Source organism: Parahoeflea alexandrii (genome assembly GCF_027214025.1).
GTDB lineage: Bacteria > Pseudomonadota > Alphaproteobacteria > Rhizobiales > Rhizobiaceae > Hoeflea > Hoeflea alexandrii_A.
This window is the reverse complement of record NZ_JAPWHB010000001.1, coordinates 40,497-64,861: the sequence shown is the minus strand read 5'-3', so window position 1 is coordinate 64,861 and position 24,365 is coordinate 40,497. Positions and strand designations below refer to the sequence as shown.

Sequence of the window (24,365 nt, the reverse complement as noted above, 5' to 3'; positions counted from 1 at the left end):
GTTAACGTCTCGGCCACCCCCAAATCCTCGGCCGCTCCCTCTATCACGCTCGCCTTTTTGCCAAGCCCCCTCGCAAATCAGCGGAGATTTCCGCATTCTTTCAATATTATCGGATCGCAACGACGGGAAAGCGCCCGGCCCCCGCGCCGTCACTGTCCACAGCCCCTCGCCAAATCGGCCCCCTTCAGGATTCATCGGAATCTGGAACTTGCACATCGGTTTGGAACGCGGCATCAATACACCTGCAACTGTACGAGGGGTAAAGCATGCGCGGCATGTATCTTGAGGAATTCGAACCGGGCGCTGTGATTTCCCACACTCTGCGGCGAACGGTCACCGAAATGGACAACATGTTGTTTTCCAACATGACGCTCAATCCACAGCCGCTGCACATCGATTTCGAGTTTTGCAAGACCACGGAATTCGGCCAGCCATTGGTCAACTCGCTCTTCACGCTGGGCCTGATGATCGGGATCTCGGTCAACGACACAACGGTTGGCACGACCATCGCCAACCTGGGAATGAGCGAGGTTACATTCCCCAATCCGCTTTTTCACGGCGACACCGTACGGGTGGAAACCAAGGTGCTGACGGTTCGCGAATCGAAATCGAAGGACGACCGTGGCATCGTTGAAATGGAGCACCAGGCCTTTAACCAGCACGGCAAGCTGGTCGCCCGTTGCGTCCGCCAGGCCATGATGCGCAAAAGGCCGAAGGCATGATGCGCTCGCTGCTGTTCGTTCCAGGCGACTCGGAACGCAAGATGGCCAAGGCTGCAAGCTCCGGCGCCGACGCGCTGATACTCGATCTTGAAGATTCGGTTGCGCAGGCCCGCAAGTCCGAAGCCCGCACGCTGGTGGCGTCCTTCCTCAACGACGCAGACAGGGGCGCAGGCACGCCATGGCTGATCGTGCGCGTCAACGCGCTTGACACGGGCATGAGTGACGACGATCTGGCGGCGGTGGTCGCAGCGTCTCCCGATGCGATCCTGCTGCCCAAGGCCGGGTCGGGCGCGGATATTCAGGATCTCAGCGCCCGGATCGGCGTGCATGAGGCCGAAGCAGGCCTTGAGGTTGGCAAGATCCGGATCCACGCGCTGATGACTGAGACGGCCGGCGGCATGTTGTCCGCAGGCTCCTTCGCCGCCAAGTCCGAACGTCTCTCGGCGCTGGCATGGGGCGCCGAGGATCTCGCCGCCGACATCGGGGCCTCCTCCAACAAGAATGACAACGGCGTCTACACCGATGTCTTCCGCATGGCGCGAAGCCTGACCATCCTGGCAGCCGCCCATTCCCGCGTCGATGCGATCGACACCGTGTTCACCGACTTTCGCGACATGGAAGGGCTGGATGCCGAGTGCCGCGCGGCCGTCCGCGATGGATTCACCGGCAAGATGGCCATTCACCCGGACCAGGTGGCGGTGATCAACAAGGCCTTCACCCCTGCGCCCGAAGACGTGGAACGCGCCGTCAGGATCCTGGCGCTGTTCGCCGCCGCAGGCCCCGACACCGGTGTTCTGTCGCTCGACGGCAAGATGATAGACCGGCCGCATCTGCGTCAGGCCGAACGCGTGGCGCGGCGGGCCGGACTGGAGCCGCACGCAGTGCCCGAAATTCAATAACGCCGGTTACTTGTTGAGCGGCCAGGCAGGCCGTCGCAACTCGAAGGTCTCGGCTGCATCGGCATAATCCATGTAGCCAAGACGCGCCAGCGGCGCCACGGTCGCCATGTCGAACCGGCCATCGACAATTGCCGCCTCGTCGATATGGATTCCCACCACCTGGCCGATGACCACGAAGGAGCCGCTCGGCTTGCCCTCGAGGCTCTTCGCCTCGAAGATTTCCGTCACCTTGCATTCCAGCGCCGCATGGGCTTCGGCCACGAACGGCGCATTGATCAGCTGAGCTTCAGCCATTGTCAGGCCGGAGAAATCGAATTCGTTCTCGCCGTAAGGCGCGTCGGCCGACGAGAGGTTCATCTGCTCGGTCAGGGCGCGGCCGACCATGCTGGTGGTGAAGACCCGTGTTTCCTCGACATTGCGCAGCGTGTCCTTGCGCCCCGACGACGAGAACATCACCATCTTCGGATGATCGGATATCGCGTTGAAAAACGAGTATGGTGCGAGGTTGACCGATCCGTCGTTGCCCCGGGTACCGATCCAGCCGATCGGTCGCGGCGAGACAATCGCCTTGAACGGGTCATGCGGCAGCCCGTGGTCATTCTTCTGCGCGGTGTAGAACATCGCGTCTATTCCCCGGCGAAGGTGACGATATCGGCGAGCTCGGGCCTTGGCCGTTCGCCCGGATGCATCTTCGGTGTCCCGATGTGGATGAAGCCGGCGACCTTCTCGCCGCCGGAAATCCCGAGAACCGGATATGCCCGCTCGTCGAAGGCAAACCATTCGGTCAGCCAGTTCGAGGCATAACCGAGCGCATTTGCCGCCATCACCAGATTGAGACAGACCGCGCCTGCGCTCAACACCTGTTCCCATTCGGGGATTTTGACGTGGGGTGCGGCGCGCGAGACAACCGCGATCACCACCGGCGCGCGGGTCAGCCGGGCTTTCTCGACCGCGATCATGTCTTCCGCCATATCCGGCTTGTTGGCCATGGCGATCTCCGCCAGTTCCAGCGACATCCGCTCCCTGACCGCGCCCGAATAGACGATGAACCGCCATGGCGCGAGCTTGCCGTGATCAGGAACCCGGCTGGCAAGCTTCAGCATGTCCTCGATTTCAGCCCGTGACGGTCCCGGCTCGCTCATCTGAAACGCAGGGATGGAGCGGCGGGTTTCGAGATAGGTTTTCAGGGCAGCATTGACCGGCATGTCTTCCTCGTGCATTCAGGTTTGACCGAAAACGGTCATGAATTTGCCATGGCTCTGGGGTCCAAGTGACCTCTCGCATTCCAGAAGTCAACCGGACCGTACCTTATGAACAGACTGTCTATTGTTCTTCTTTCCGCACTGACGTTTCTGGTGCAGTTCAACGTCGCCAACGCCCAGGATGCCTTTGCCACCGGTGACGAACCGAAGATCACCCTGCCCGGGCTGACGGAATACGCACCGGCCGGCTCCGATGGCGACAATGCGGCGATCAGGCGGACGGTGCGCATGGAAGCCGCGCTAACCGAGACGAGCGAACCGCTCAAGCACGGATTGACCTGGCGCATCTTCCACACCACGCCTGGACCGGACGGCAAACTGCCGCTGCTTGCCAGTTCCGAGGGTGGATCGGCGGAATTCGAGTTCGAGCCGGGCGACTATTTCCTGCACGTGGCCTTCGGCCGCGCCGGCGTCACCAAGAAGCTGACGGTGCCGAGAGACGGGCCGATCGAGAAACAGCATATCGTCATGGAGGCCGGCGGACTGATCCTCAACGCAGTCTCCGGGGTCGATGCGCGCATTCCTTCCAGCCAGCTGCGCTTCAACATCTACAAGGCCGAGGAAGGCATCGACGGCGAACAGCAGCTCGTGGTCGAGGACGTCAAGCCCAACACCATCGTCCGTCTCAATGCCGGCACCTACCACATTGTTTCGGAATACGGCTCCGTCAACGCGGTCATCCGCTCCGACATCCGGGTCGAGGCCGGCAAGCTGACCGAGGCCGTCATCCAGCACCGCGCCGCCCAGCTGACCCTCAAGCTGGTCGCCGAACCGGGCGGAGAAGCCATCGCCGACACCGCCTGGTCGATCCTGACATCCGGCGGCGACGTGGTGTCGGAAAGCGTCGGCGCCTTCCCCACCATCGTGCTTGCCGAAGGCGAATACACCGCCATCGCCCGCAACAAGGCCAAGGTGCTGCAGCGCGAATTCACCGTGGTCGCCGGCCGCAATGCGGATGTGGAAGTCCTGCTCAACTAGGCGCTCTTGAGCCGCCTGTCCGTCACGCGCTGCGGCGGCCCCAGATCGAAGACCGAATTGTAGAGCGTTTCGAGCAGCTGTTTCCGGTCGGTGAGGCAGGCGAGTTCATCCGCTTCGAGCACCCTGCCCGCACGGGCGACTATCGTCGTTCCCGACAGCCTGCGGAATTCGCGGATCAGCAAAGAGATCCTGAGCGTCATCGACACCCGGCTGGCGAGATGAAACAGGCGGCCGTTCTGGCCGCCGAAATAGACCGGGATGACCGATGCGCGCGCCGCCTGAACCAGCCGCGCCGGGAACATCTTCCAGGGCAGATCGACCGCGCGGCCAAATCCTTTCGGCGCAGTTGCGACCCCTCCCGCCGGGAACACCACCACCGTCACACCGGATTTCAAGAGCCGTACCGCTTCGTGCCGGGTCGCCATGTTCATGGCCAGCGCCTCGCGGGTCTCGTCAAACGAGATCGGCAGCGCGTAGGGCGCAATCTCGGGAATCTTCATCAGATCATTGTTGATCAGCACGCGGAACGGCCGCCCAAGGGCTTCGGCCATCGCCAGCACCGCGATGCCGTCACCGATGCCGAAGGGATGGTTGGCTACGATCACGAGCGGGCTGTCTGGAAGGTTGCGCGGCGGCCACTCGGACCTGAGGTCGAGACGGATATCGATCAGGTCGAGCATCTTCGTGAATATCTGCTGGCCCTGCGGGACGATGTCCCGGCTCCAGATCTGGTAGAGCCTGAGGTAACGGTCGCGGCCCGACAGGCCCTCGATCGACCGGATGATCCAGCGTTTGAACCGGGGCTGGTTTTCGTTGGCGTAGCTCAATTGATCGAGGCGCATCGTGGTTCTCGAAGAAGACAAGGTCGCTTCGCATGCCACGTCTGCATGAACATCGTGTGACAACCGGCGCGGCAAGGTCGGCCTGCCGCGCCGGAAAGGGCTCAGGCGGCCCGCGATGCCTTCTCGGCGTTCTTGCGCAGCATGTCGGGCGGGGTTGCCTCCTCGACCAGTTGCGCAATCGCCGCATCGAGCGTCATCGACACCTGGTCGCGGCTTCCGAGCCTGCGGACATTGACGGCCTGTTCCTCGGCTTCGCGCATGCCGCAGACCAGAATCACCGGCACCTTGGCCAGCGAATGCTCGCGGACCTTGTAGTTGATCTTCTCGTTGCGGAAGTCGGTTTCCACCTGAAGTCCTGCATCACGCAGCTTCTGGGCAACCAAAGCGCCGTAGTCATCGGCCTCGGAGGTGATCGTCGCAACGACAACCTGCAGCGGCGCGAACCACAGCGGCATGTGCCCGGCATGGCTTTCGATCAGGATGCCGAGAAAGCGCTCGAGCGATCCGCAGATCGCCCGGTGCACCATGACCGGCTGCTTCTTCTCCGAATCGGAGCCGATATAGAAGGCGCCGAAACGTTCGGGCAGGTTGAAGTCGACCTGGGTCGTGCCGCACTGCCAATCGCGGCCGATCGCATCGCGCAGGGTGTACTCGAACTTGGGTCCGTAGAACGTCCCCTCGCCTTCGTTGATGCCGACCTTGATGCGGCTGTCCTCGCGCGCCATGCGCTCGAGCGCCCCCTTCAGGATCTCCTCGGCATGATCCCACATGGCGTCCGTACCGACGCGCTTTTCCGGCCGGGTGGCGAGCTTGACCACGACCTCCTCGAAGCCGAAATCCTTGTAGACCGACATCATCAGATCGTTGATTTTCAGGATCTCCGCCTCAAGCTGCTCTTCGGTGCAGAAGACATGCGCGTCGTCCTGGGTAAAGGCCCGCACCCGCATCAGCCCGTGCAGCGCGCCCGACGGCTCGTAGCGGTGCACATTGCCGAATTCGGCGAGCCGGACCGGCAGGTCGCGGTAGGATTTCAGCCCGTGCTTGAAAATCTGCACATGGCCGGGACAGTTCATCGGCTTGAGCGCGAAGATCCGGTTGTCGGCGTTCTCATCGTCGGGATTGGTGAAGGCATGGGCGGATTTCACCGCGAACATGTTTTCCTGGTACCAGCCCCAGTGACCGGAGGTCTCCCACAGGCTCTTGTCGAGGATCTGCGGCGCATTTACCTCCTCATAATCGTTCTCGAGCCGCCGCCGCATGTAGGCGACGAGGTTCTGGAACATCTTCCAGCCCTTGGAATGCCAAAACACCACGCCCGGCCCCTCTTCCTGGAAGTGGAACAGGTCCATTTCGCGGCCCAGGCGGCGATGGTCGCGCTTCTCGGCTTCTTCCAGCATGTGCAGATAGGCGTCGAGTTCGGCCTGCTCGGCCCAGGCCGTGCCGTAGATGCGGGTCAGCATGGTGTTGTTGGAATCGCCGCGCCAGTAGGCCCCCGCGACCTTCATCAGCTTGAAGGCGGTGCCGATCTGGCCGGTCGAGGCCATGTGCGGGCCGCGGCAGAGGTCGAACCAGTCGCCCTGGCGGTAAATCTTCAGATCCTGGTCGGCGGGAATCGCCTCGATCAACTCGACCTTGTAGGACTCGCCCTTGTCCTCGAACACGCGCCTGGCTTCATCGCGCGACCAGACCTCCTTGGTGAAGGGCTTGTTGCGGGCGATGATCTCTTTCATCTTCTTTTCGATCACCGGCAGGTCTTCCGGCGTGAACGGCTGGTTCCTGGCGAAATCGTAGTAGAATCCGTTCTCGATCACCGGGCCGATGGTTACCTGGGTGCCGGGAAACAGCTCCTGCACGGCCTCGGCCATCACATGCGCGGTATCGTGCCGGATCAGTTCCAGCGCACGCGGATCGGTACGGGTGACAATCTCCAGCGCGCCGTCACGGACCGGATCGCTCAGATCGGTGAGTTCACCGTCGAGCGCGATCGCGACAGCCTTCTTGGCCAGCGACTTGGAAATCAACTCGGCAACCTCGCGGCCGGTCGTGCCGGCGGGGTATTCGCGCTTGGAGCCATCGGGAAATGTGAGGGATACGGCAGAAGCCATGGCAGTCTCTCCTTGATCCAGTCCCGCCAACGAACGCGGGTGGTTGAGTATTGTGTGTGCAGGGCGGCGTTTACGCGATTTGGCCAAGACGGGCAAGTATAGCGGTTGCAGCACGCCAAAATCGGCCCCAACCTGATGCCTGAAGGTGTCAGTTTGACCTATTTGCAGGCGCCGCAATGTCGCCCTATGGCCGCAAACCGCCATGGCGCCCACCACACCTGCCGCGCATCCAGCGTTTCGGGCACATTGTCGATGCCGTGGGTTCCGCCGGGGCCGCAGCGGCCGACCCGGAACAGCGCCAGCCAGCCGCCCTTCCATAGCCCGTGCCGGGCGATTGCCTCGTAACCATATTCCGAACAGGTCGGCAGGTGCCTGCAGGAATTACCGATAAAGCCGGACAATGTCAGTTGGTAGAGCCGCACCAGCCCGGTGCCCAGAAGCCGTCCGGGCGTCTTGGGCCAGGGCCCGCGCCAGTTCCGGCCCTTCGCATCCGCTGCGCTCAAGCCGCGTCTTCCTTGCCCTTGCGCGCCGCGATCTGGTCGAGGCAATCGACCACGGCGTCGAACGTCAATAATGTCGAGGCGTGCCGCGCGCGATAGTCGCGCACCGGTTCAAGGAACTTGAGATCGGCGAACCGGCCTTCAGGGGTCGGACCGTTTTCCTTGAGCATCCTGCGCATGGTTTCGCGCACCTCGCGCAACTCCGTTGCACTCGCACCGATGATGTTGCGCGCCATGATCGACGAGGATGCCTGGCCGAGCGCACAGGCCTTGACGTCGTGGGCGAAGTCACAAACCCGGTCGCCGTCCATCTTCAACCAGACCTTGACCTTGGATCCGCACAGTTTCGAGTGGGCCGAGGCTTCCGCATCCGCATCTTCGAGAGATCCGATGCGCGGAATGTTGCCGGCAAATTCCAGGATCCGGGCATTGTATACATCGTCGATCATCGGTTCGGACCTTTCCCTGGATTTGCGTCCCGCCATTTGGGTTGCGACACGAGAAGGCGGTGCCCATCTCGACGCGCGCCTTTAGATGACTATATAGTACCTGTCAGGCGTTCGGCAAAACCTGTTTGCCGTGCGCCGAGGGAGACCGTGCCGGAGGGCTTGCGCCCGAAAGCCCCGGAACCCGCTGGACATGAAATGCGGCGCGGCCAGCATTATTGTCCGAGTGCGTGGTCCGACTGAATGCGAACAACGTAAAGGGTGCAATTCCCTACGGAGACCACGAGCATGGATGCCATCGTCAAGACCCTGGATGCCAAGGACAACCGCCCGACGGAAGCCGAAGCCGAGGAAGCCGTCCGCACGCTGTTGCGCTGGGTTGGCGATGACATCAACCGCGAAGGCCTGCGCGACACGCCAAAGCGCGTGGTCAAGGCCTACAAGGAGCTGTTTTCCGGCTACGACCAGGATGTCGAGGAAGAACTTGGACGCACCTTCGAGGAAGTTGCGGGCTATGACGACATCGTGCTGGTCAAGGACATCCCGTTCTTCTCCCATTGCGAACACCACATGGTGCCGATCATCGGCAAGGCCCATGTCGCCTACCTGCCGGACGGCAAGGTTCTCGGCCTGTCGAAAATCGCGCGGGTTATCGAAATCTACGGGCGCCGCCTGCAGATCCAGGAAACCATGACCGCCCAGATTGCCCATTCCATCGACGATGCCTTGCATCCGCGCGGCGTCGCGGTGATGATCGAGGCCGAACACATGTGCATGGCCATGCGCGGCATCAAGAAGCAAGGCTCGACAACCATCACCACGACCTTTACAGGCGCTTTCAAGACGGATCCGCACGAACAGGTCCGCTTCATGACATTGATCAGGGGTTGAATGCGAACCCCGAACTGAGGGGTTCCCATGACGTCTTCATTCAAGGCACCACCTGCCGACAAGTTCGTGCTCGAGGAAGGCGCGGAGCTGTCGCCCCGCTTCGACGCCAACGGCCTGATCACGGCGGTTGTCGCCGATAGCCGCGACAACGCGGTGCTGATGCTTGCGCACATGAATGCCGAAGCCCTCAGGCTGACCATCGACACCGGGATCGCCCATTACTGGAGCCGTTCGCGCAACTCGCTGTGGAAGAAGGGTGAAACCTCCGGCAATCTTCAGATGGTCGATGAAATCCGCGTCGATTGCGACCAGGATGCCGTTCTGCTGAAGGTCCGGGTCAGCGGCGCCGATGCGACATGCCATACCGGCAGACGCTCCTGTTTCTACCGCAAAGTGGTCGGCAGGGACGGCGAAACCCGGCTTGAAATCGACTCCGAGCCGCTTTTCGATCCCGCATCCGTGTATACTGATCATTAGGCAAGCTGCACCATTTTGAAGCAGCAGTCTGTCTCCTTCACCAATTTGCAACCCAACTCTGGTGTCATCGACTTGAACGCGGAGGAGTGTTCGGCGGGGAAGGAAAGATAATGCTGAACTGGAACATGAGCCGTACCACAGAGCCAGTCACTGCCGCAGATGCCGGCAGCATAATGGCCATGACACCGGTGGGTGGGATGCAACACAAGCCTACGGAAAAACCAAGGATTGCCCTCGCTCTGGGCGGCGGCGCCGCTCGCGGATGGGCTCATATCGGTGTCCTGCGGGCGCTGGACGAAGCCGGCGTCGAGGTTTCGATGATTGCCGGAACCTCCATCGGTGCCCTGGTCGGAGGCTGCTACCTGGCCGGACGGCTGGACGAGCTGGAAAACTTTGCCCGAAGCCTGACCATGCGCCGGATTGCCGGGCTGCTGGACTTCGCCATCGGCGGCGGCGGCCTGTTCGGCGGGATGCGGCTCAACGACCGCATGCAGGAACACCTCATCGGCGTCAATATCGAGGATCTCGACCGGACCTTCGTCGCCGTCGCCGCGGAGCTCAACACCGGGCACGAAGTCTGGATATCATCGGGATCGCTGATTACCGGCATTCGCGCCTCCTATGCGCTGCCGGGAATTTTCGAACCGGTCCGCTGCAACAACCGGACACTGCTCGATGGCGCGCTGGTCAACCCGGTGCCGGTATCGGTCTGCCGCGCCCACGAGCAGCCGCTCGTCGTGGCGGTCAACCTGCACTACGATCTCTATGGCCGTTCGGCGGTGATCAAGCACACGGCAAGCGAGCCTGCTCCCGCCTATGACGGCCCCGAGCGGCGCCAGAAGCCACGCGAAAGCCGGATCGGCATGACCTCGGTCATGGTCCAGGCGTTCAACATCATTCAGGACCGGATTTCGCGGGCGCGCCTTGCCGGCGACCCGCCCGATCTGTCGCTGCACCCGCGACTGTCGGACATTGGCCTGTCGGAATTCCACCGCGCCAGCGAAGCCATCGACCGCGGCTACCAGGAGGCTTCCGCGAAACTCGGCGAGATCATGCGCATGCAGGCGATCCTGTCACCGGCCTGAACCGGCACCACGGTCGCGCGTGGCAATCCCGAACCGGCCGCAGTTGCGTGGCATACAAGCCACCCAGCGGTTGCCTTGGACCAGCAAACCCGGGCGATCAGCCCGCGATATAGGCCTTGATCTCCTCGGCTTCGCGCTCGACGTCTTCGATGCGCCGCCGCACCACGTCGCCAATCGAGATGATCCCGATCAGGGCGCCGTCCTTCTCGACCGGCAAATGCCTGAACCGGCCATTGGTCATCAGCTCCATCACCTGGTTGATGCTGTGATCTTCGCCACAGGTCGTCACCTTGGACGTCATGATGGCCGAAATTGGCGCTGAGAGCGCGGCAGCCCCTTTCGATGCCACTGCACGCACGATATCGCGTTCGGAAAGAATGCCCGCTATCTTGCCGCCATTGCCGGTCACCACGACCGCGCCGATCTTGTTGTCGGAAAGAAATCGCACCGCTTCCTCGGTTCCCATCGTGGGATTCACGGTGACGACGTTGCGACCCTTCTGGTCAAGTATCTGTTTTACAGTCATTCAATCCTCCTTCCGCCATAGGCCTCATTGTCCCGGGCGCTCCCCAACGCCGGGAACATATGGTGCGCTTGAACCCGGACGTTTGCAAGCCTGCGGACCTTCCAGCGCATGACGCTCGCCCGACATCCGCCCAATTGTCGCGGAACGGGTCAAATGGCCACCAAAAGCCATGGATTCTCGGGGGACAGGCCCTCTCCGGGATGGCTCGGTTCGCCGGATCCGGAAACAGGACAGCAAGCCCCCTATGAAAACCGGCCCGGCTGGGTCAGTGCGGCTCAATCGGATCGAACAGCGAAAATGTCAAAAAGCCGAACAGGAAGCCGCCGACATGCGCCTCCCAGGCGATGGCGGAATCGGCGATGCCGAATGAAAAGCCGACCGCGGCCAGCATGTTGATGCCAAACCAGACCACGAGAAACCCGAAAACCGTGCGATTTCGGAGCGATTGCACGATGCTCAGCCGACGGTTGAGATGAGCCTTGTCACGACGGAAACCGCCGCCATCGCCAAAGGCGAACCGCGCGGCCGCTCCCATCAGCGCCGAAACGACACCGGATGCGCCGACCATGACGCTCTGGTCACCCCAGTGAAAGGCGAGGAAAAGCGCCGCCGACGCAATCGCACTGAGGAACCAGAAGACGAGAAACCGGATCCAGCCGATGCGGCGCGCGACCACCGCGCCGAAGGCCGCAAGCCAGAACGAATTCAGCGCCAGGTGGGCGTATCCGCCATGAAGCAGCGAATAGGTGACGGGCGACCAGAGATAGGGACCGGCCTGCCCCGCAATCCCGAAGTCGTAGCGCTGCGGGATGAACGCCGTCTGCAGATAGATCTCGAGCATGGCGGCCCGCGGCAACAGCGAATCGAGCGCCACCTGTATTGCGACCATCACCAGAAGCATCGCCAGAACCACATTCGGCAGATTGAAGACCGGTTCATGTCGCGGCAATTGCGGCCCGGGGTCTCTTGCGTCGTGCTCGTGGCTCATGCGAAACCGCTCTCCGTTGTTCCAATGTCCATCCGACGAGCAGTAGAACCCGCACTGCACAGTGGCAACCGCCGGGTAAAAAAAAGCCGCTCGCATGGTGCGAACGGCTGGTCGAGTCCCCTCGTCCTAATTTGTGCTGAAGGAACGTCCTTCAAGAACTGATGCCCCAGGATGGCACGCCGCGCCGGTCACCGCAAACGCAACCCAATATTAACCTTAACGCCGCGGCCGTGGCATGGTTTTCGCATTGTTAACGCCAAAGACCGGCTGCCGGGTTCCGATTGCGCCAAAACGGCACATACAGGGACGCAGACAGCCCCGGAAACCACGGTGGCGACAAGATGAAACACAAAAACAGCTTTGAACTTTTCGAATACTGGACCGAAAAGCGCGGTGGCCGCGCAGCACCCAGCCGAACCGATATCGAGCCCGCTGACATCCGCACCCTGTTGCCGAATGTCTTCATCTGCGACCTCGCGGCTGACAACCAGCTCAACTTCCGTCTCGCCGGTACGGCGCTCTGCGCGCTTCACGGGCGGGAACTGAAAGGTACGGCATTTGCCTCGCTCTGGTTGGCCGACGGCGTCCGCAATGCCGGTCGCACCGGAGCCTCGGTCGCAACCGGCGCAATGCCTGCCGTCATGTCGCTCGATTGCCTGAGCCAGGGCGGACGGGTTGCGCAAGCCGAGATGCTTCTGCTCCCCATTACCGGACCCAGCGGTCTCAATGACAGGCTGATCGGGTTGTTGTCGGTCTTTGACCCGCCCTACTGGATCGGCCACGAACCGGTTGTTGGCTTTTCGACGACAGGCATTCGCTTCATCGACCAGACCCGCAATCCGGTGTTCCTGGCCAACCGACCCGAGGTCAGGATGCCGGCCTCCACCCCGACATTTGCCGCCGGGTTCAACGCAAACCGCAAGAAGGTCGCGCATCTGGTTGTACTTGACGGCGGCCGTCGCGATTAACGGGTGCATTCGGGCTTTGCTTACCCATTGTTAACATTGGCTGGATTAACATGAAGCCTCAATCGCCAGGAAATCGACAGGCTTTCATGTTGACCGCAACCACCGCACAGCACCCGTCCGATACGTCTGACCACGGGGAACAGAAGTTCCATCGCGTGACAATCTCTGTGCAGGGCCGCTTCATGCGTGCGGATCATTCCGAGCACGACTGCATTGTTGACGCGATGTCGCCTTTCGACGCCGTGATCAACAGCGGCTCGCGGCCGGAAGCCGGGGAACGTATCGTCGCCTATGTCGATTACATCGGCCGTATAGAGGGCAAGGTGGTCGAATCGGGGCTCCGCTCCTTCACCATTTCGCTGAACGCCACCGACCGCAAACGCGACAAGCTCTCCGCCCAGCTGACCTGGCTCGCAAACAAACACGAACTCGGACTGCCCGAAGACCGCCGCCATGAGCGCGTCTCGCCAAGCAATCCCGTCTCCGAAATCCGCCTCGACGATGGCCGCCGTTATCCGTGCCGCATCATCGACCTCTCCGTCTCCGGCGCCGCGGTTGAAATCGACGTTCGCCCGGCCTTCGGAACCATGGTGCTGCTCGGCAACATGCGCGGACGCGTGGTGCGCCATTTCCAGGAAGGTATCGCCATGGAATTCATGACGCTGCAGCCGGAAGAAGCCATCAATCAGATGTCCTGAACCCAGGCTATCGCGAGCGTACTATCTAACCGGCCGCAACGGCCGGTTTTTCATGTTGCGGCCAACCACAGCGGACTTCCCTGCCCTTCCGTGCCAAACTCCCGCCCAACCTCAGGCAGACCGGGGCGCAATCTCGTCGGCGATCGCGACGTTCAATATCTGTTCGAGCCGGGAAAGCGCGCGCTGCCACCAGTCCATCCATCACCCTGTGGTCGAAGGTGATCCGCACCTCGATGCTTCCGTTGGCGTCGAACACGCCATAGGTCAGGACGGCCAACAACGTTGAGAGAATGCGCTCGGAAATGGCCTTCTCGCTTACCAGCGAGGTGAGAAGATAGATGCCGAAGCAATTGGCACGCAGACGGCCTCAATTGAGAACGGCCCACCAGATCATGCAGCGCACCGGCCTTGGCAACCAGGCCACACGCCATAGCGCGAGAATCCTCGAACCTCGGCGACCGGGCTTGCCGCGAGCAGTCTCACTGCCTGGCTTACCTCGAAAGCCGAAGCGGTCCCGGGGCTCTTGTCCAGGGCGGCCGACAAGACCTCCTCGCCGTCATGCTCACGCTCGAGAATGATCGATCCAACCGGGCTCACATAATCGTAGAAACTCGGCCACGACAGTTTGACATAGGCGCGGCGGAGCCGCGGCTCCTCCATGCAGACCATGGCGAAAGCCCTCGCGAACACCGCTGCCCATATCGGCCGCCCGGCAGCGCGTTTGCGCGCCTCGACCAAGTGCGCAGTATCGATCCGTCAGAGGCGGCGTGCGGGACAACGGCTCACTTAGCGGCCGCGCATAAAATCCCCTGAATGCCCGAGTTACGGTCAGAATTTCGCCCGGTACACCGGCATGCAGCTCCGATCAGCCCGGCAGACCGCGCAGGGTGGCATCCGGATCTCATCCGCGACAAGACCGGAAGCCCGGCCGGCGCCGGTTCAGCGTCACATCTGCGGCGGAGCGTCAACGCATATGATGGCATGTCCGGATCCAATGGATCGCTTTCACACGAGCCGGCAGACCCACATCAGCTTCAGCAGGCGCGGCAGGCTCGGCAAGGTGTTGAAGGCGTAATAGGTCTGGCGGTCCTCTCCGCCATAGCTCGTCTTGTGCCTAACCAGGCTCTGGAATGGATAGACGAAACGGTTGATCAGAGAGTTGGTGTACATCCAGCGAAAACCGCGTCGGACCAGCCAGTTCTTCTCGAAAGTCCTGTCCTCTATCTTGTGAAACGGCGAAAGCCCGAGATGGAGATGGGCGACGCCTTCGGCCTGGAATGTCTCGATGGCGGTCCGCACCATGAAATAGGCAGCCAGCGGATCCGATGTCGGCAACCATCGCCGCGTAGCGGAAAGATAACCTGTCGGCTGCCCCTTCTCGTAGACCGGATCGAAAACGGCAAATCCCTCCGGCGCACCGTCGGAATTGAGCAGGAAAAACTTGCGCACCCCCGGCTCATCGGCAAGCACGACTGGGCGCACGAGGAAGCGCAAATCCCGGTTCCTGGCGACCCGGGTGCTTTTCCATGCTTGCGAGATGGCCTGCAGATCGGCCGGATTGAAATCGCCTGCCGGTGTTTCGCTGACTTTATAGCCGCGTGCGGTCAACCGGTTGGATGCAGTCCGGTAGCTCCGCAGTTGCGGCCCGCGAAAAGAAAACCTCTTGAGATCGACAATGCTCTCGCATCCGAAATCGTTCACGAAGAAGGAACGCTTCGAAAGAATTTCGGCGGTTTTCAGCGAAACCTGGCAGAAGACAACGTCGGAATGTCTGGCGAGGAAGCCATCGATGAGCGCTTCGTGGTGGTCCGGTTCCGCAACGGGATCGGCAAGCACGAAGGCCGTTCTTCCGACCATCTTGTAGGCCATGAAGCCCTTCTCATCGCCGAAATGGCGAAGCCCCGGCTGGAACGCGACCGAATACGCGATCGGGAAACTGCCATGCTGCCTCAGTAGCTCCAGGCGGATATCTTCTGAAATGCTTCCCATACTGGACCGACCGGTTCGAATTCTATTCTGCACAAATGACCGCTGGTCCCTCTTAGGCAGTAGCGATTGAATTGGCCACCGGTTTGTTCATGCGGGCACCATGCTGGCCGTAGAAGTAATTGATCGATGAATGCCCCGGAGTGCCTTGACCGAAATCAATCTGTCGGTTCCCGCTGCCAGCAGCCGTTTTGCCGCCCAGCCTCCCGCGGGAGGATCCAATGGCGCGCCGCGGGAAAGCATCCCGCGGCCATGGCCCTCCAGCTCGTTGCTCGCCAGACCCGCTGCCGGCCGGTACCGCGACGGGGAAGCATGGTTGCCAAACGCTGAATGCCGCCGGCGGCTTTTTATACTTGTTTTAGTCTCATTTTATTTCAGTTTTATACTTGTTTGAATTACATTAGTCTCAATTTAGTACTTAATTATACTGGTGTTTTTTGCGCCATGTCAAAGTCTGCGTGGCATTGTTGTCCCATAACGGGGAAACAAGACAATGCACAAACAAGTACAAGCAATGGGGAAAATTGCTGCGGCGTTTGGCCTGGCAATCACTGTCAACACAGCTGCAGCGGCAGCACCTACCAATCTGGTCGCAGCCGGAAATACAAATCCACCAATCGGCCATTTCGAGTTTTGCAAGACCTATCCGGATGAATGCACGGCGCTTGGCCGCGATCCGGGCCCCATGGCGCTGACGCGAAAGCGCTGGGCAACCTTGCTGGAGATCAACACACGTGTGAACCAGAGCATCCGGCCCGACACCGACCTCAACATCTACGGCGTCGAGGAACTCTGGTCCTACCCGCGCTCCGTTGGAGACTGCGAAGACTACGTGCTTCTCAAGCGGCACATGCTGATGGAGAAAGGCTTCTCGCCGAAAGATCTGCTGATAACCGTAGTTCTCCAGCCCAATGGCGACGGCCATGCCGTGCTGACGGTGCGAACGGATTACGGCGACTACATTCTCGACAACATGCGCGGTGATGTCCGCCTGTGGTCGGAAACCGGCTACACCTTCGTCAAACGGCAGTCATCCGAGCATGCTGCACGCTGGACCAAGCTCGGACCGGGATCGGCCACCGCCGTCGGTACCATCAAGAACTGATTTTTCACGTCCCGGACAAAGGCTCGCGGGGGCCTCCGGTACGTCACGCACAAGAACCGCAAGCAGCTAATGCACACGGTTCAGGGTTAGGCTCTGGTCGAGTCCCCATGCTTCCCCGCAACGGCCAGGCCTTGAGCCGACCCCAATGTCCCCTGGGGTCGGCTCCTTCATTTGCGCATGCGCCTGCTTGTGCGCATGACAGCTCGGCGGACAAGAGACTTCAGTCGATGCGCACAAGGCCCTTTGCAAAACGCCTGGCGTTCTCGACATAATGGCTGGCTGACAGCTTCAGCATCGCCTCGCTGTCGGCGCCGAGCGTCTTGACAACTTTCGCGGGCGAGCCGACCACCAGCGAATTGTCCGGAATGACCTTGCCTTCGGTGACCAGGGCCCCGGCCCCGATAAGGCAATTCTCGCCAATCTTCGCGCCGTTCAGCACAGTCGCTCCCATGCCGACCAGGCTGTTGTTGCCGATCGTACAGCCGTGCAGAATCGCCGCATGGCCGATGGTGCAGCCCTTGCCGATCACCAGCGGAAACCCGAGATCCGTATGCAGAACGCAATTTTCCTGGATATTGGATCCTTCGCCGACGGTGATCGATTCATTGTCGCCGCGCAGAACCGCGCCAAACCAGATGCCGGCGCCCTCCTCCAGAATCACGTTGCCGATGACCTGGGCGCTGTCCGCCACATAGTAGAACCCAGCCGGCAGTTTCGGTTGTTTCCCATCCAGACTGTAGATCGCCATTCGAATTTCCTCTTTCTCGCGTCGCCGGATCCGACGACATCTCCAACCGCTCTTTAAAGTGTTTGGGAACGAGATGGTATGATTCTGTTTCCGGACGGCGGTTTCGATCGCTTCCGACAACGGCATCAAGGTGAAGCAGCGGATCGGCGCTGACCTCGAGACTCAGGCCAGGAAGTAGCCGCTCGCGAAAGCCATTTGCAGCACGATGACGCCTGAACACATCGACCAGCCGGCTGCGACCAGAGCCAGCACCACATACAGCGGCAGCGAAACCAGTCCGGCCCGCCAGTTCCTGAACCCGTTGGCCAGCAGAAGCCGCGGCCCCACCAGCGCCGCCAGAGCGAGTTCGGCGCCGAGCCGAAACGGCCGCGCCGGCATTCCGGCAAGTTCGGGCTCACGCCACCCGGCAAGCCGGACGATCTCGAGTCCGACCCAGGCTGCGGCAAATCCGGTGGCCATTGCAAACATCGCGGCAAGGAAGTCGAGGGAATAAATCATTGGTTAACCATGTCCGGTCCAGAGTTGAGGCTCGTCAACCCATCCTGCAAGCGCCATGCCGCGGCCGGATGTCCCATACTGGTACAGATCAAAACAACCGGCCCCCATGTCCGACACTTCATCCACCATCGAACACGCGCCGCTTCTGTCGCCCCGCTTCGTCTGGAAACTGACCGCCGTCATTCTGGTGATGTGTCTCATCACGCTTGCGATTGCGGTGACCGGACGGATGATCGGAAAAAGCATTTCCTACGCCGGCAACACCGCAGACCGGACGCTGCACGAAATCGTAATCGGCAATGATGTCATCAGCCTGCCGTCGAACGTGATCCGTTTCGAGAGCCAGCGTGTCTCGGGCGCCCAGACCGCGGTAGACACCTATTTCTCATGGCCTGGAATGAACGGTTACAGCGAAGCCCGGCGTGACATCTTCAACCAGACCCGATCGGCCAACGGATTGATCTTTGCCCGCATCGCACAGGCCACCATGTCCCGCGACATGTCGGGTCGTTTCACACCGATCTACAAGAGATTGACCGATGGACCGCCACTTGCCGGGCCGGCGGGACTCGATTCGTTCCGGCTGCGCCCGGGCGCCGGCTATGCCAACGAATTGATGTATGTGGAACGGGCCGGCGGCGAACGGCCCTACGCCGTTCGGTGCCTGGTGGAAGAACTGTCGGGAACCGACAACAGCTTCACCACCCAGACAGGCTGCCAGCGCGACATCTTCATCGGCAAGGACCTGTCAGTCACCTACCGGTTCTCGATCGATCTGCTGCCGCATTGGCAGGAGATCGAGCACGACATCCGCACACGCCTCGAGGCGGCGCTGGTCAGGTGAGGTCGACGTCGAGGATCGCCATCGAGAAATTGTAGGACAGGTCGCCATCCTCGTCGTCACGGAAAACGATGCCGAGGAACTCGTCGCCCATATAGACCTCAGCCGAATCGTCCTTGCGGGGACGGGCCTTGACCACCATCTGCGCATTGAAAATACGCTTGAAATAAGCGTCCAGCTTTTTGATTTCGTCCGGTTTCACAGCACTCTCCTGGGCAATTGTGTTCGCCGGGCTTGTGACACGTCAGCCAGACCAAATCAAACCCGCGTTCCGGTTTTCAAGAGATTATCCCGGCGCGATGTGAAAGCGCCGCTCTCAGGCGCCGTTGTTGAGCATCTGGTCCATCGCCCGCGACGGCTCCTCGCACCCCGCCGTTCCGACAACCCGGGCGGGGACCCCCGCCACGGTGGAATTAGGCGGCACCGGCTTGAGTACCACGGAGCCTGCCGCCACACGGCTGCAATGGCCGATCTCGATATTGCCGAGCACTTTCGCGCCTGCGCCGATGAGCACGCCGTCCCTGATCTTGGGGTGACGGTCACCGGTCTCCTTGCCGGTTCCGCCAAGTGTAACCCCTTGAAGAATGGAGACATTGTCGCCAATCGTCGCGGTCATGCCGACCACCAGGCCGGTCGCATGATCGAGAAACAACCCCTTGCCGACCTTTGCCGCGGGATGAATATCGGTCTGGAAAATTTCCGATGACCGGCTTTGCAGGTAGAGCGCCAAATCCACCCGCCCCTTGCCCCACAGCCAATGGGCAAGACGGTGTGTCTGGATGGCGTGGAACCCCTTGAAATAGAGCACCGGCTGGATGAACCGGGTGCAGGCCGGGTCGCGGTCATAGACGGCCTGGATGTCGACACGCAGAACGGCACCCCAATCGCGCCAGTCGCTGACCATTTCCAGGAAGGTCTGCCGCAGCAGATTGGCCTGCAGGTCCTGGTGGTCAAGCCGCTCGCAGACACGGTGAATGACTGCTTCCTCTAGCGACGGCTGGTTGAGAACGGTCGAATAGAGGAAAGCCGCAAGCAGCGGATCCTGTGCAATGGACCGTTCGGCCTCGAGACGAATCGAATCCCAGATCGGATCTATGGTCTTGACGGATTCGCCCGCCCGCACGCCTGATTTCGCTGACATTGCCGCCTCCGGGCTGGTTTGCATCTTCAGCGCCACGCCAGTTTCTCCAAACGCACTGGATACGCTGACGCGCATTGATAAGGTGTCCATGACCGATGTTCAAATGAAGACATTTGAACGCAGCCTTCAATTGAAGATAAGACACAACGCTGAAAAAACAAATGGGCGGATGAAATGGACGTAAACATATCCTTTGCGGAGGGCGGCATCGCCGCCGCCGTCACCGGCAACGGCATCGGCCGGCTGACCATAAACCGCCCCGAAAAGCGCAACGCCCTGACCGATGCGATGTGGCGCGCCGTGCCCGACGCCATCGGCTGGCTGGCTGAAGACCAGCATGTCCGCGTCATCATCCTGACCGGCGCCGGCGATCGCGATTTCTCCGCTGGTGCCGATATCAGCGAATTCGAAACCCTGCGCAAGGATGCGGCCACGGCGCGAGACTACGAGGCCGGCAATTCGGCCGCATTCGCGGCGGTGCGCAATTGCCCTGTCCCGGTGATCGCGGCCATGCGAGGCATCTGCTTTGGCGGAGGCTTTGGTCTCGCTGCGGCAAGCGACATCAGGCTGGCCGACGCGACCGCCCGCTTCGCCATTCCGGCGGCCCGGCTCGGTCTCGCCTATCCGCTCGACGCGGTCCAGGACCTGATCCGCGCGCTCGGCGACCAGCAGGCGCGCCACGCCCTCTATTCCACCCGGGAAATCTCCGCGGACGAAGCACTTGCCTGCGGATGCCTGATGAAACTTTGCGGCCCCGGTCAACTCGAGGCGGAGGCGCTTGACCTTGCTGCCTCCATCGCTGCCGCCGCTCCCCTGTCGGTGCGCGCGTCAAAGGCCGCGATCTCGGCGGTGCGGAGCAGCGCCCGGCAGGACTACGACCACGCAGCCATGCTTGCCGCCTCTACCTTCAACAGCGCCGACTACGCCGAAGGCCGCCGCGCCTTCATGGAAAAGCGCAAACCGGTCTTCAACGGCCGCTGACGCTTCAGCTCCGGCCCTCGAGCTTGTCGAGGAAGCCGGAAATCGCATCGTTGAACGCATCATTGCGGTCGCCCGCCACCATGTGCCCTGCCCCCGACACATCGACGAAATCGGCATGCGGCACCATCTCGCGAAATGCCGTGACCGCTTCCTCGGTGACCAGTTCGGATTGCTGCCCCCGCACCAGAAGCACCGGAATCGTCAGCCCTTGAGCGGCCTCGATGAGGCGCTGCTGGCCGGTTTCCCAGCCATGGTTGATATTGCGCGGCCCGTCGATAAAGGCCGGGTCCCAGTGCCAGCGATACCGTCCGTCATCGCCCTGACGCAGGTTCTTGGCCAAACCGTCGAGCGAACGCCGCGGCGCCCGGTGCGGCAAATAGGCGGCGATGGCCGCAGCCGCATCCTCAAGTGTCTCGAAGCCTTCGCGCATCCGCTCGGCCATGAAGCCCTGAATGCGGCTGACGCCATCGGCGTCCATATGCGGCGTGATGTCGACGAGCACCAGCCCCGCAAGCAGGTTCGGGCCTCCCAGGTGCTCGGCCATCAGCCCGGAAATCCCCCCCAGCGACGCGCCGACCAGCACCACCGGCTTTCCGGTGAGCGCGGCAATCTGTCGGCTGACCGCGACGGCGTCCGCAGCGTAGTCGTCAAAGGCATAGCACTTGTCCTCGACCCATGCGCTGTCGCCATGGCCGCGCTGGTCAAGCGTGAACGCCATGTGACCCGCATCCGCGATGCGCCGTGCAGCCCCTCCCCATGCATGCCGGGTCTGTCCGCCGCCATGCAGCAGCAGAACTGGGTTTCCGTGAACCTCGCCACGGGGTTCATGCACATCGGCAACAAGCCGGTTGCCGGAGGCACCCTTGAATTCCATCTGTTTTTTCATGTCTTTCATCAAATCGATCCTGCTTCAACGTCATCAAAAAACTCTAGCGCTGCGGCCTTGAAAACCTTGTCGCCGACCGCCAGCATGTGATCGCGGTTGGGAATATCGACGGCGCGCGCGCGCAGCAACAGGTGCGACAGCCCTTCGGCAGACCCGGCGATGTCGTCGCGGGTTCCGACCCCGACCAGGACCGGCATGGTCAGGCGCGCCAGGTCCTCTCGGCTGACCAGTGTCCGCGATGTGCTGATGCAGGCCGCCAGCGCCAGCCGGTCGCTCTTTGTCTGCTCGGCGAAGGCGCGGAACATGCGGCCGCGCTCGTCGGAGACGTCTTCCAGCGAATCAGCCCGCAAGGCCGCCGCGATCGGATCCCAGTCACCGACACCGTCAACCATGCCGAGGCCGAGGCCGCCGAACACAAGCGAACGGACCAGGTCCGGCCGCGCCAACGCAAGAAACGCCGAGATTCGCGCGCCCATCGAGTACCCCATGACATGCGCCGAACCGATGTTGAGCGAATCGAGCAGTCCCGCCGCATCCGCCGCCATCATCTCCGGGTGATAGGCCTCCGGATCATGCGGCTTGTCGGACTGGCCGTGTCCGCGATTGTCGAGCGCGATCACCCGGAAACCGGCCTGATCGAGCGTCTTGAACCAGCCGGGAAAAACCCAGTTCACATGGGCGGTGGATGCAAACCCGTGGATCAGCAGAATCGGGAAACCGTCCGGATTTCCCGCCTCGTACCACGCGATTTCGACGTCTCCGGACGTGAAACGTCCGGCCTGCAACCGATCCAGATTCATGTGAAACCCCTTTCCACCACTACCTAGAACCAATCATCTTTAGCTGGAAGCGGTTTGGTGGACAGGATTTTTCGTGCCAGCTAGGAAAAACCGCAAGCGCGATGCAGCGCATCGTGCGAGGATTTTGACGACGCTGGCGCGGAAAAGACGTCCAAGCCTGGCGAACCCGGGAGGCTGGCCGAAAAGTAAGATCCATCGCAATCGTCTGGACTTGATCTTTCGCGCTCTGGACTGCGTCGCGCGAGGCTAACGGCGCTCGCGCCGCGTCGCCTCCCGCTCCTAGCCAGATCACGAAATCCCGGCGTCCAAACGATTCCATCTAAAGATGATTGGTTCTAGCCCAATCCCGCCGCGATGCAAATGTTCCAGTCTTGCGGTGCGAGTGTCGCGGCCACAAGTATCAGCGCAACGTTCAAATACCGGCTACACTTTTGCTGGGCCAGCGTATAAGGTCCGCCCGAAATCGAATACGCCACGACGGAGAGATGCATGGCTGACCACAAAATCCCGCATTTCCAGAATGATGCAGGGCACGCCGCAATCGAGATCGGCGTCAAGGAATTCATGTGCGTGGGCGCCAATCCTCCCTTCGACCATCCGCATGAGTTTCTCGACATGGGCGCGGACAGTGAAAAGGTCTGCCCCTATTGCTCGACGCTCTACAAGTACAATCCGGCCTTGCATGGGGATGAAACCGTCCCTGCCGGATGCTCCTGGGCTTACCAGGCAGCCTGAGGGCCATTCCTGCGGCAGCTCCAGGAGGGCTGAGTGACAGCCCGTACCATTCTCATCATCGGCGCCGGCATTGGCGGACTGACAACCGCTCTCGCCTTCGCCCGCAACGGTGACGACGTCGACATTGTCGAACAGGCGCCAAGCCTCAGCGAGGTCGGCGCCGGCCTGCAGGTTTCCCCGAACGCCAGCCGCATCCTGATCGCGCTCGGTCTCGGCGATGCATTGCGTCAGGCCATGATCACGCCGCATGAAATCGTTCTGGCTTCGGGCCGGTCGCTCCGCAAGATCACCCACGTCCCCTGCGGCGCCTTCGCCGCCGACAGGTGGGGCGCACCCTACGGCGTCATGCATCGCGCCGATCTCCAGACCATGCTGCTTGACGCCGTACTCGCTCATCCGCGTTGCCGTCTGCATCTCGATCAGCGCGCCACATCGTCCGAAATCGCCGGGCTGCCGGACCGGCTGGGACTTTCCCGCCCCGACCTCGTCATCGGCGCCGACGGCGTCTGGTCTGAAGTCCGCAGACTGGTTCCCGGCGCTTCTTCCCCACGGTTCTCCGGCCAGGTCGCCTGGCGCTTCAAGGTGAAGACCGAGGAGACGCGCCGGGCTCTCAACCCGACCAACGTGACCGCGTTCCTTGGACCAAGAACTCACCTGGTCGCCTATCCGCTCGAACAGGGCAAGACGATCAACATCGTTGCGATCACCCGCGGATCGGATCCCGGCAAGACCTGGGCCGAACGGGAAAACCCGGCAGCGCGTATGGAATTGCTCTCCGCCTTTTCCGACTGGCACCCGGATCTTGTCTCCATTCTCCGGCAGGCGCCGGAAATGACCTGGTGGCCTTTGTTCGAAGTCCCCGACGGCCGCTGGCACGCCGCCGGCGGGCCGGTGCTGGTCGGCGATGCCGCCCACGCCATGACGCCGTTTGCTGCCCAGGGCGCGGCTATGGCCATCGAGGACGGCTTCGAGCTCGCTCAGGCTTGTGCCCGGGCGCCCGGAGATCTCGCGTCAACGCTCGAAGCCTACGTGACCAACCGCCGCGCCCGAATTGGCCGCGCCCGGTCGCGGGGCGCCTTCAACCAGTTCGCCTATCACGCACGCGGTCCGATTCGCCTCGGCCGCGATCTGGTTCTGGCGCTCAAGAGCCCCGAGAGCCTGGCAGCCGAACTCGACTGGCTATACGGCTACCGCGCAAACGGGCTGTAACGGACCGCACCCCACGACCATCAGGTCGTGGCGATGCAGACTGTCGTA

Annotated in this window: 28 protein-coding genes; 13 read left to right on the top strand and 15 right to left on the bottom strand. The window is 61.7% G+C overall.

Translation table 11 applies throughout. The annotated features are described in order from the left end of the window. The first annotated feature begins 266 nt into the window (after window positions 1-266). Window positions 267-722, top strand: coding sequence for a MaoC family dehydratase (locus tag O4H62_RS00340; RefSeq protein WP_269385054.1), 456 nt, complete (start codon window positions 267-269; stop codon window positions 720-722). Beyond that, window positions 722-1,621: an HpcH/HpaI aldolase/citrate lyase family protein gene (locus O4H62_RS00335; protein WP_269386252.1), complete on the top strand. Its 900-nt coding sequence runs from the start codon at window positions 722-724 to the stop codon at window positions 1,619-1,621. Before O4H62_RS00340 ends, O4H62_RS00335 begins: the two co-directional genes overlap by 1 nt. Window positions 1,622-1,627: 6 nt before the next feature. Here the strand turns inward: O4H62_RS00335 and O4H62_RS00330 are convergent, their stop codons facing one another. Together O4H62_RS00330 and O4H62_RS00325 are read right to left on the bottom strand one after the other, a co-directional pair. Next, window positions 1,628-2,242: a flavin reductase family protein gene (locus O4H62_RS00330; RefSeq protein ID WP_269385053.1), complete on the bottom strand. Its 615-nt coding sequence runs from the start codon at window positions 2,240-2,242 to the stop codon at window positions 1,628-1,630. A gap of 5 nt (window positions 2,243-2,247) precedes the next feature. Next, window positions 2,248-2,826: a nitroreductase family protein gene (locus O4H62_RS00325; protein WP_430538380.1), complete on the bottom strand. Its 579-nt coding sequence runs from the start codon at window positions 2,824-2,826 to the stop codon at window positions 2,248-2,250. A gap of 105 nt (window positions 2,827-2,931) precedes the next feature. Here O4H62_RS00325 and O4H62_RS00320 point away from each other — a divergent pair, with 105 nt between their 5' ends. Continuing rightward, a complete protein-coding gene (locus tag O4H62_RS00320) occupies window positions 2,932-3,861 on the top strand; it encodes a hypothetical protein (RefSeq protein ID WP_269385050.1) in 930 nt (309 codons plus the stop codon). Here O4H62_RS00320 and O4H62_RS00315 read toward each other — a convergent pair. The 4 genes from O4H62_RS00315 to O4H62_RS00300 all read right to left on the bottom strand — a co-directional run bounded on the left by O4H62_RS00315 (window position 3,858) and on the right by O4H62_RS00300 (window position 7,757). After that, window positions 3,858-4,703, bottom strand: a complete 846-nt coding sequence (locus tag O4H62_RS00315) for a lysophospholipid acyltransferase family protein (protein ID WP_269385049.1) — start codon at window positions 4,701-4,703, stop codon at window positions 3,858-3,860. The two genes, O4H62_RS00320 and O4H62_RS00315, sit on opposite strands and share 4 nt — an antisense overlap. A 101-nt stretch (window positions 4,704-4,804) precedes the next feature. Then, window positions 4,805-6,808 carry a threonine--tRNA ligase gene (gene thrS, locus O4H62_RS00310; protein WP_269385047.1) on the bottom strand — a complete coding sequence of 668 codons (2,004 nt, stop codon included), beginning with the start codon at window positions 6,806-6,808 and terminating at the stop codon, window positions 4,805-4,807. 158 nt (window positions 6,809-6,966) lie between these two features. Continuing rightward, a complete protein-coding gene (gene yidD / locus O4H62_RS00305; RefSeq protein ID WP_269385046.1) occupies window positions 6,967-7,311 on the bottom strand; it encodes a membrane protein insertion efficiency factor YidD in 345 nt (114 codons plus the stop codon). After that, window positions 7,308-7,757 (bottom strand): iron-sulfur cluster assembly scaffold protein, encoded by a 450-nt coding sequence (locus O4H62_RS00300; protein ID WP_269385045.1) that lies wholly within the window; start codon window positions 7,755-7,757, stop codon window positions 7,308-7,310. Before O4H62_RS00300 ends, yidD begins: the two co-directional genes overlap by 4 nt. Window positions 7,758-8,042: 285 nt before the next feature. Here O4H62_RS00300 and folE point away from each other — a divergent pair, with 285 nt between their 5' ends. The 3 genes from folE to O4H62_RS00285 all read left to right on the top strand — a co-directional run bounded on the left by folE (window position 8,043) and on the right by O4H62_RS00285 (window position 10,207). Beyond that, window positions 8,043-8,645 (top strand): GTP cyclohydrolase I FolE, encoded by a 603-nt coding sequence (gene folE, locus O4H62_RS00295; protein ID WP_269385044.1) that lies wholly within the window; start codon window positions 8,043-8,045, stop codon window positions 8,643-8,645. Between the two features lie 27 nt (window positions 8,646-8,672). Continuing rightward, window positions 8,673-9,122 (top strand): phosphoribosyl-AMP cyclohydrolase, encoded by a 450-nt coding sequence (gene hisI / locus O4H62_RS00290; protein WP_269385043.1) that lies wholly within the window; start codon window positions 8,673-8,675, stop codon window positions 9,120-9,122. A gap of 110 nt (window positions 9,123-9,232) precedes the next feature. Continuing rightward, window positions 9,233-10,207, top strand: coding sequence for a patatin-like phospholipase family protein (locus O4H62_RS00285; protein WP_269385041.1), 975 nt, complete (start codon window positions 9,233-9,235; stop codon window positions 10,205-10,207). Window positions 10,208-10,304: 97 nt separating this feature from the next. On the opposite strand, the gene O4H62_RS00280 is transcribed toward O4H62_RS00285, so the two are convergent. Further along, entirely contained in the window at window positions 10,305-10,733 is a 429-nt protein-coding gene (locus O4H62_RS00280; RefSeq protein WP_269385039.1) for a CBS domain-containing protein, read from the bottom strand. Between the two features lie 265 nt (window positions 10,734-10,998). Next, on the bottom strand, window positions 10,999-11,721 hold the full coding sequence (locus O4H62_RS00275; RefSeq protein WP_269385038.1) for a rhomboid family intramembrane serine protease: 723 nt from the start codon (window positions 11,719-11,721) through the stop codon (window positions 10,999-11,001). Window positions 11,722-12,062: 341 nt separating this feature from the next. On the opposite strand from O4H62_RS00275, the gene O4H62_RS00270 reads away from it, so the two are divergent. Next, window positions 12,063-12,689, top strand: coding sequence for a PAS domain-containing protein (locus tag O4H62_RS00270; protein WP_269385036.1), 627 nt, complete (start codon window positions 12,063-12,065; stop codon window positions 12,687-12,689). Between the two features lie 86 nt (window positions 12,690-12,775). Then, window positions 12,776-13,387, top strand: coding sequence for a PilZ domain-containing protein (locus tag O4H62_RS00265; protein WP_269385035.1), 612 nt, complete (start codon window positions 12,776-12,778; stop codon window positions 13,385-13,387). 1,005 nt (window positions 13,388-14,392) lie between these two features. On the opposite strand, the gene O4H62_RS00260 is transcribed toward O4H62_RS00265, so the two are convergent. Further along, complete coding sequence (locus O4H62_RS00260; protein ID WP_269385034.1) at window positions 14,393-15,376, bottom strand: DUF2156 domain-containing protein; 984 nt, start codon at window positions 15,374-15,376, stop codon at window positions 14,393-14,395. Window positions 15,377-15,866: 490 nt separating this feature from the next. Here O4H62_RS00260 and O4H62_RS00255 point away from each other — a divergent pair, with 490 nt between their 5' ends. Next, complete coding sequence (locus O4H62_RS00255) at window positions 15,867-16,478, top strand: transglutaminase-like cysteine peptidase (protein ID WP_430538352.1); 612 nt, start codon at window positions 15,867-15,869, stop codon at window positions 16,476-16,478. A gap of 220 nt (window positions 16,479-16,698) precedes the next feature. On the opposite strand, the gene O4H62_RS00250 is transcribed toward O4H62_RS00255, so the two are convergent. Continuing rightward, window positions 16,699-17,226, bottom strand: coding sequence for a gamma carbonic anhydrase family protein (locus O4H62_RS00250; protein ID WP_269385032.1), 528 nt, complete (start codon window positions 17,224-17,226; stop codon window positions 16,699-16,701). Window positions 17,227-17,388: 162 nt separating this feature from the next. After that, on the bottom strand, window positions 17,389-17,724 hold the full coding sequence (locus tag O4H62_RS00245) for a DUF6949 family protein (RefSeq protein WP_269385030.1): 336 nt from the start codon (window positions 17,722-17,724) through the stop codon (window positions 17,389-17,391). Window positions 17,725-17,830: 106 nt separating this feature from the next. Between O4H62_RS00245 and O4H62_RS00240 the strand changes: the two genes are divergently transcribed. Continuing rightward, window positions 17,831-18,568 carry a hypothetical protein gene (locus O4H62_RS00240; protein WP_269385029.1) on the top strand — a complete coding sequence of 246 codons (738 nt, stop codon included), beginning with the start codon at window positions 17,831-17,833 and terminating at the stop codon, window positions 18,566-18,568. Here O4H62_RS00240 and O4H62_RS00235 read toward each other — a convergent pair. Both O4H62_RS00235 and cysE read right to left on the bottom strand, forming a co-directional pair. Beyond that, a complete protein-coding gene (locus O4H62_RS00235) occupies window positions 18,561-18,767 on the bottom strand; it encodes a DUF3126 family protein (RefSeq protein ID WP_269385027.1) in 207 nt (68 codons plus the stop codon). The two genes, O4H62_RS00240 and O4H62_RS00235, sit on opposite strands and share 8 nt — an antisense overlap. Before the next feature lie 114 nt (window positions 18,768-18,881). Then, window positions 18,882-19,706 carry a serine O-acetyltransferase gene (gene cysE, locus O4H62_RS00230; RefSeq protein WP_269385025.1) on the bottom strand — a complete coding sequence of 275 codons (825 nt, stop codon included), beginning with the start codon at window positions 19,704-19,706 and terminating at the stop codon, window positions 18,882-18,884. Window positions 19,707-19,880: 174 nt separating this feature from the next. Here cysE and O4H62_RS00225 point away from each other — a divergent pair, with 174 nt between their 5' ends. Then, complete coding sequence (locus O4H62_RS00225) at window positions 19,881-20,687, top strand: enoyl-CoA hydratase-related protein (RefSeq protein ID WP_269385023.1); 807 nt, start codon at window positions 19,881-19,883, stop codon at window positions 20,685-20,687. A 4-nt stretch (window positions 20,688-20,691) separates the two neighbouring features. Here O4H62_RS00225 and O4H62_RS00220 read toward each other — a convergent pair whose 3' ends face one another. Together O4H62_RS00220 and O4H62_RS00215 are read right to left on the bottom strand one after the other, a co-directional pair. Beyond that, a complete protein-coding gene (locus tag O4H62_RS00220) occupies window positions 20,692-21,582 on the bottom strand; it encodes an alpha/beta fold hydrolase (RefSeq protein WP_269385022.1) in 891 nt (296 codons plus the stop codon). Beyond that, a complete protein-coding gene (locus O4H62_RS00215) occupies window positions 21,582-22,373 on the bottom strand; it encodes an alpha/beta fold hydrolase (protein WP_269385021.1) in 792 nt (263 codons plus the stop codon). Before O4H62_RS00215 ends, O4H62_RS00220 begins: the two co-directional genes overlap by 1 nt. Window positions 22,374-22,862: 489 nt before the next feature. On the opposite strand from O4H62_RS00215, the gene O4H62_RS00210 reads away from it, so the two are divergent. Together O4H62_RS00210 and O4H62_RS00205 are read left to right on the top strand one after the other, a co-directional pair. Beyond that, window positions 22,863-23,108, top strand: a complete 246-nt coding sequence (locus O4H62_RS00210) for a zinc-finger domain-containing protein (RefSeq protein WP_269385020.1) — start codon at window positions 22,863-22,865, stop codon at window positions 23,106-23,108. A gap of 33 nt (window positions 23,109-23,141) precedes the next feature. Further along, a complete protein-coding gene (locus tag O4H62_RS00205; protein ID WP_269385019.1) occupies window positions 23,142-24,317 on the top strand; it encodes an FAD-dependent monooxygenase in 1,176 nt (391 codons plus the stop codon). The last annotated feature ends 48 nt before the right edge of the window (window positions 24,318-24,365 follow it).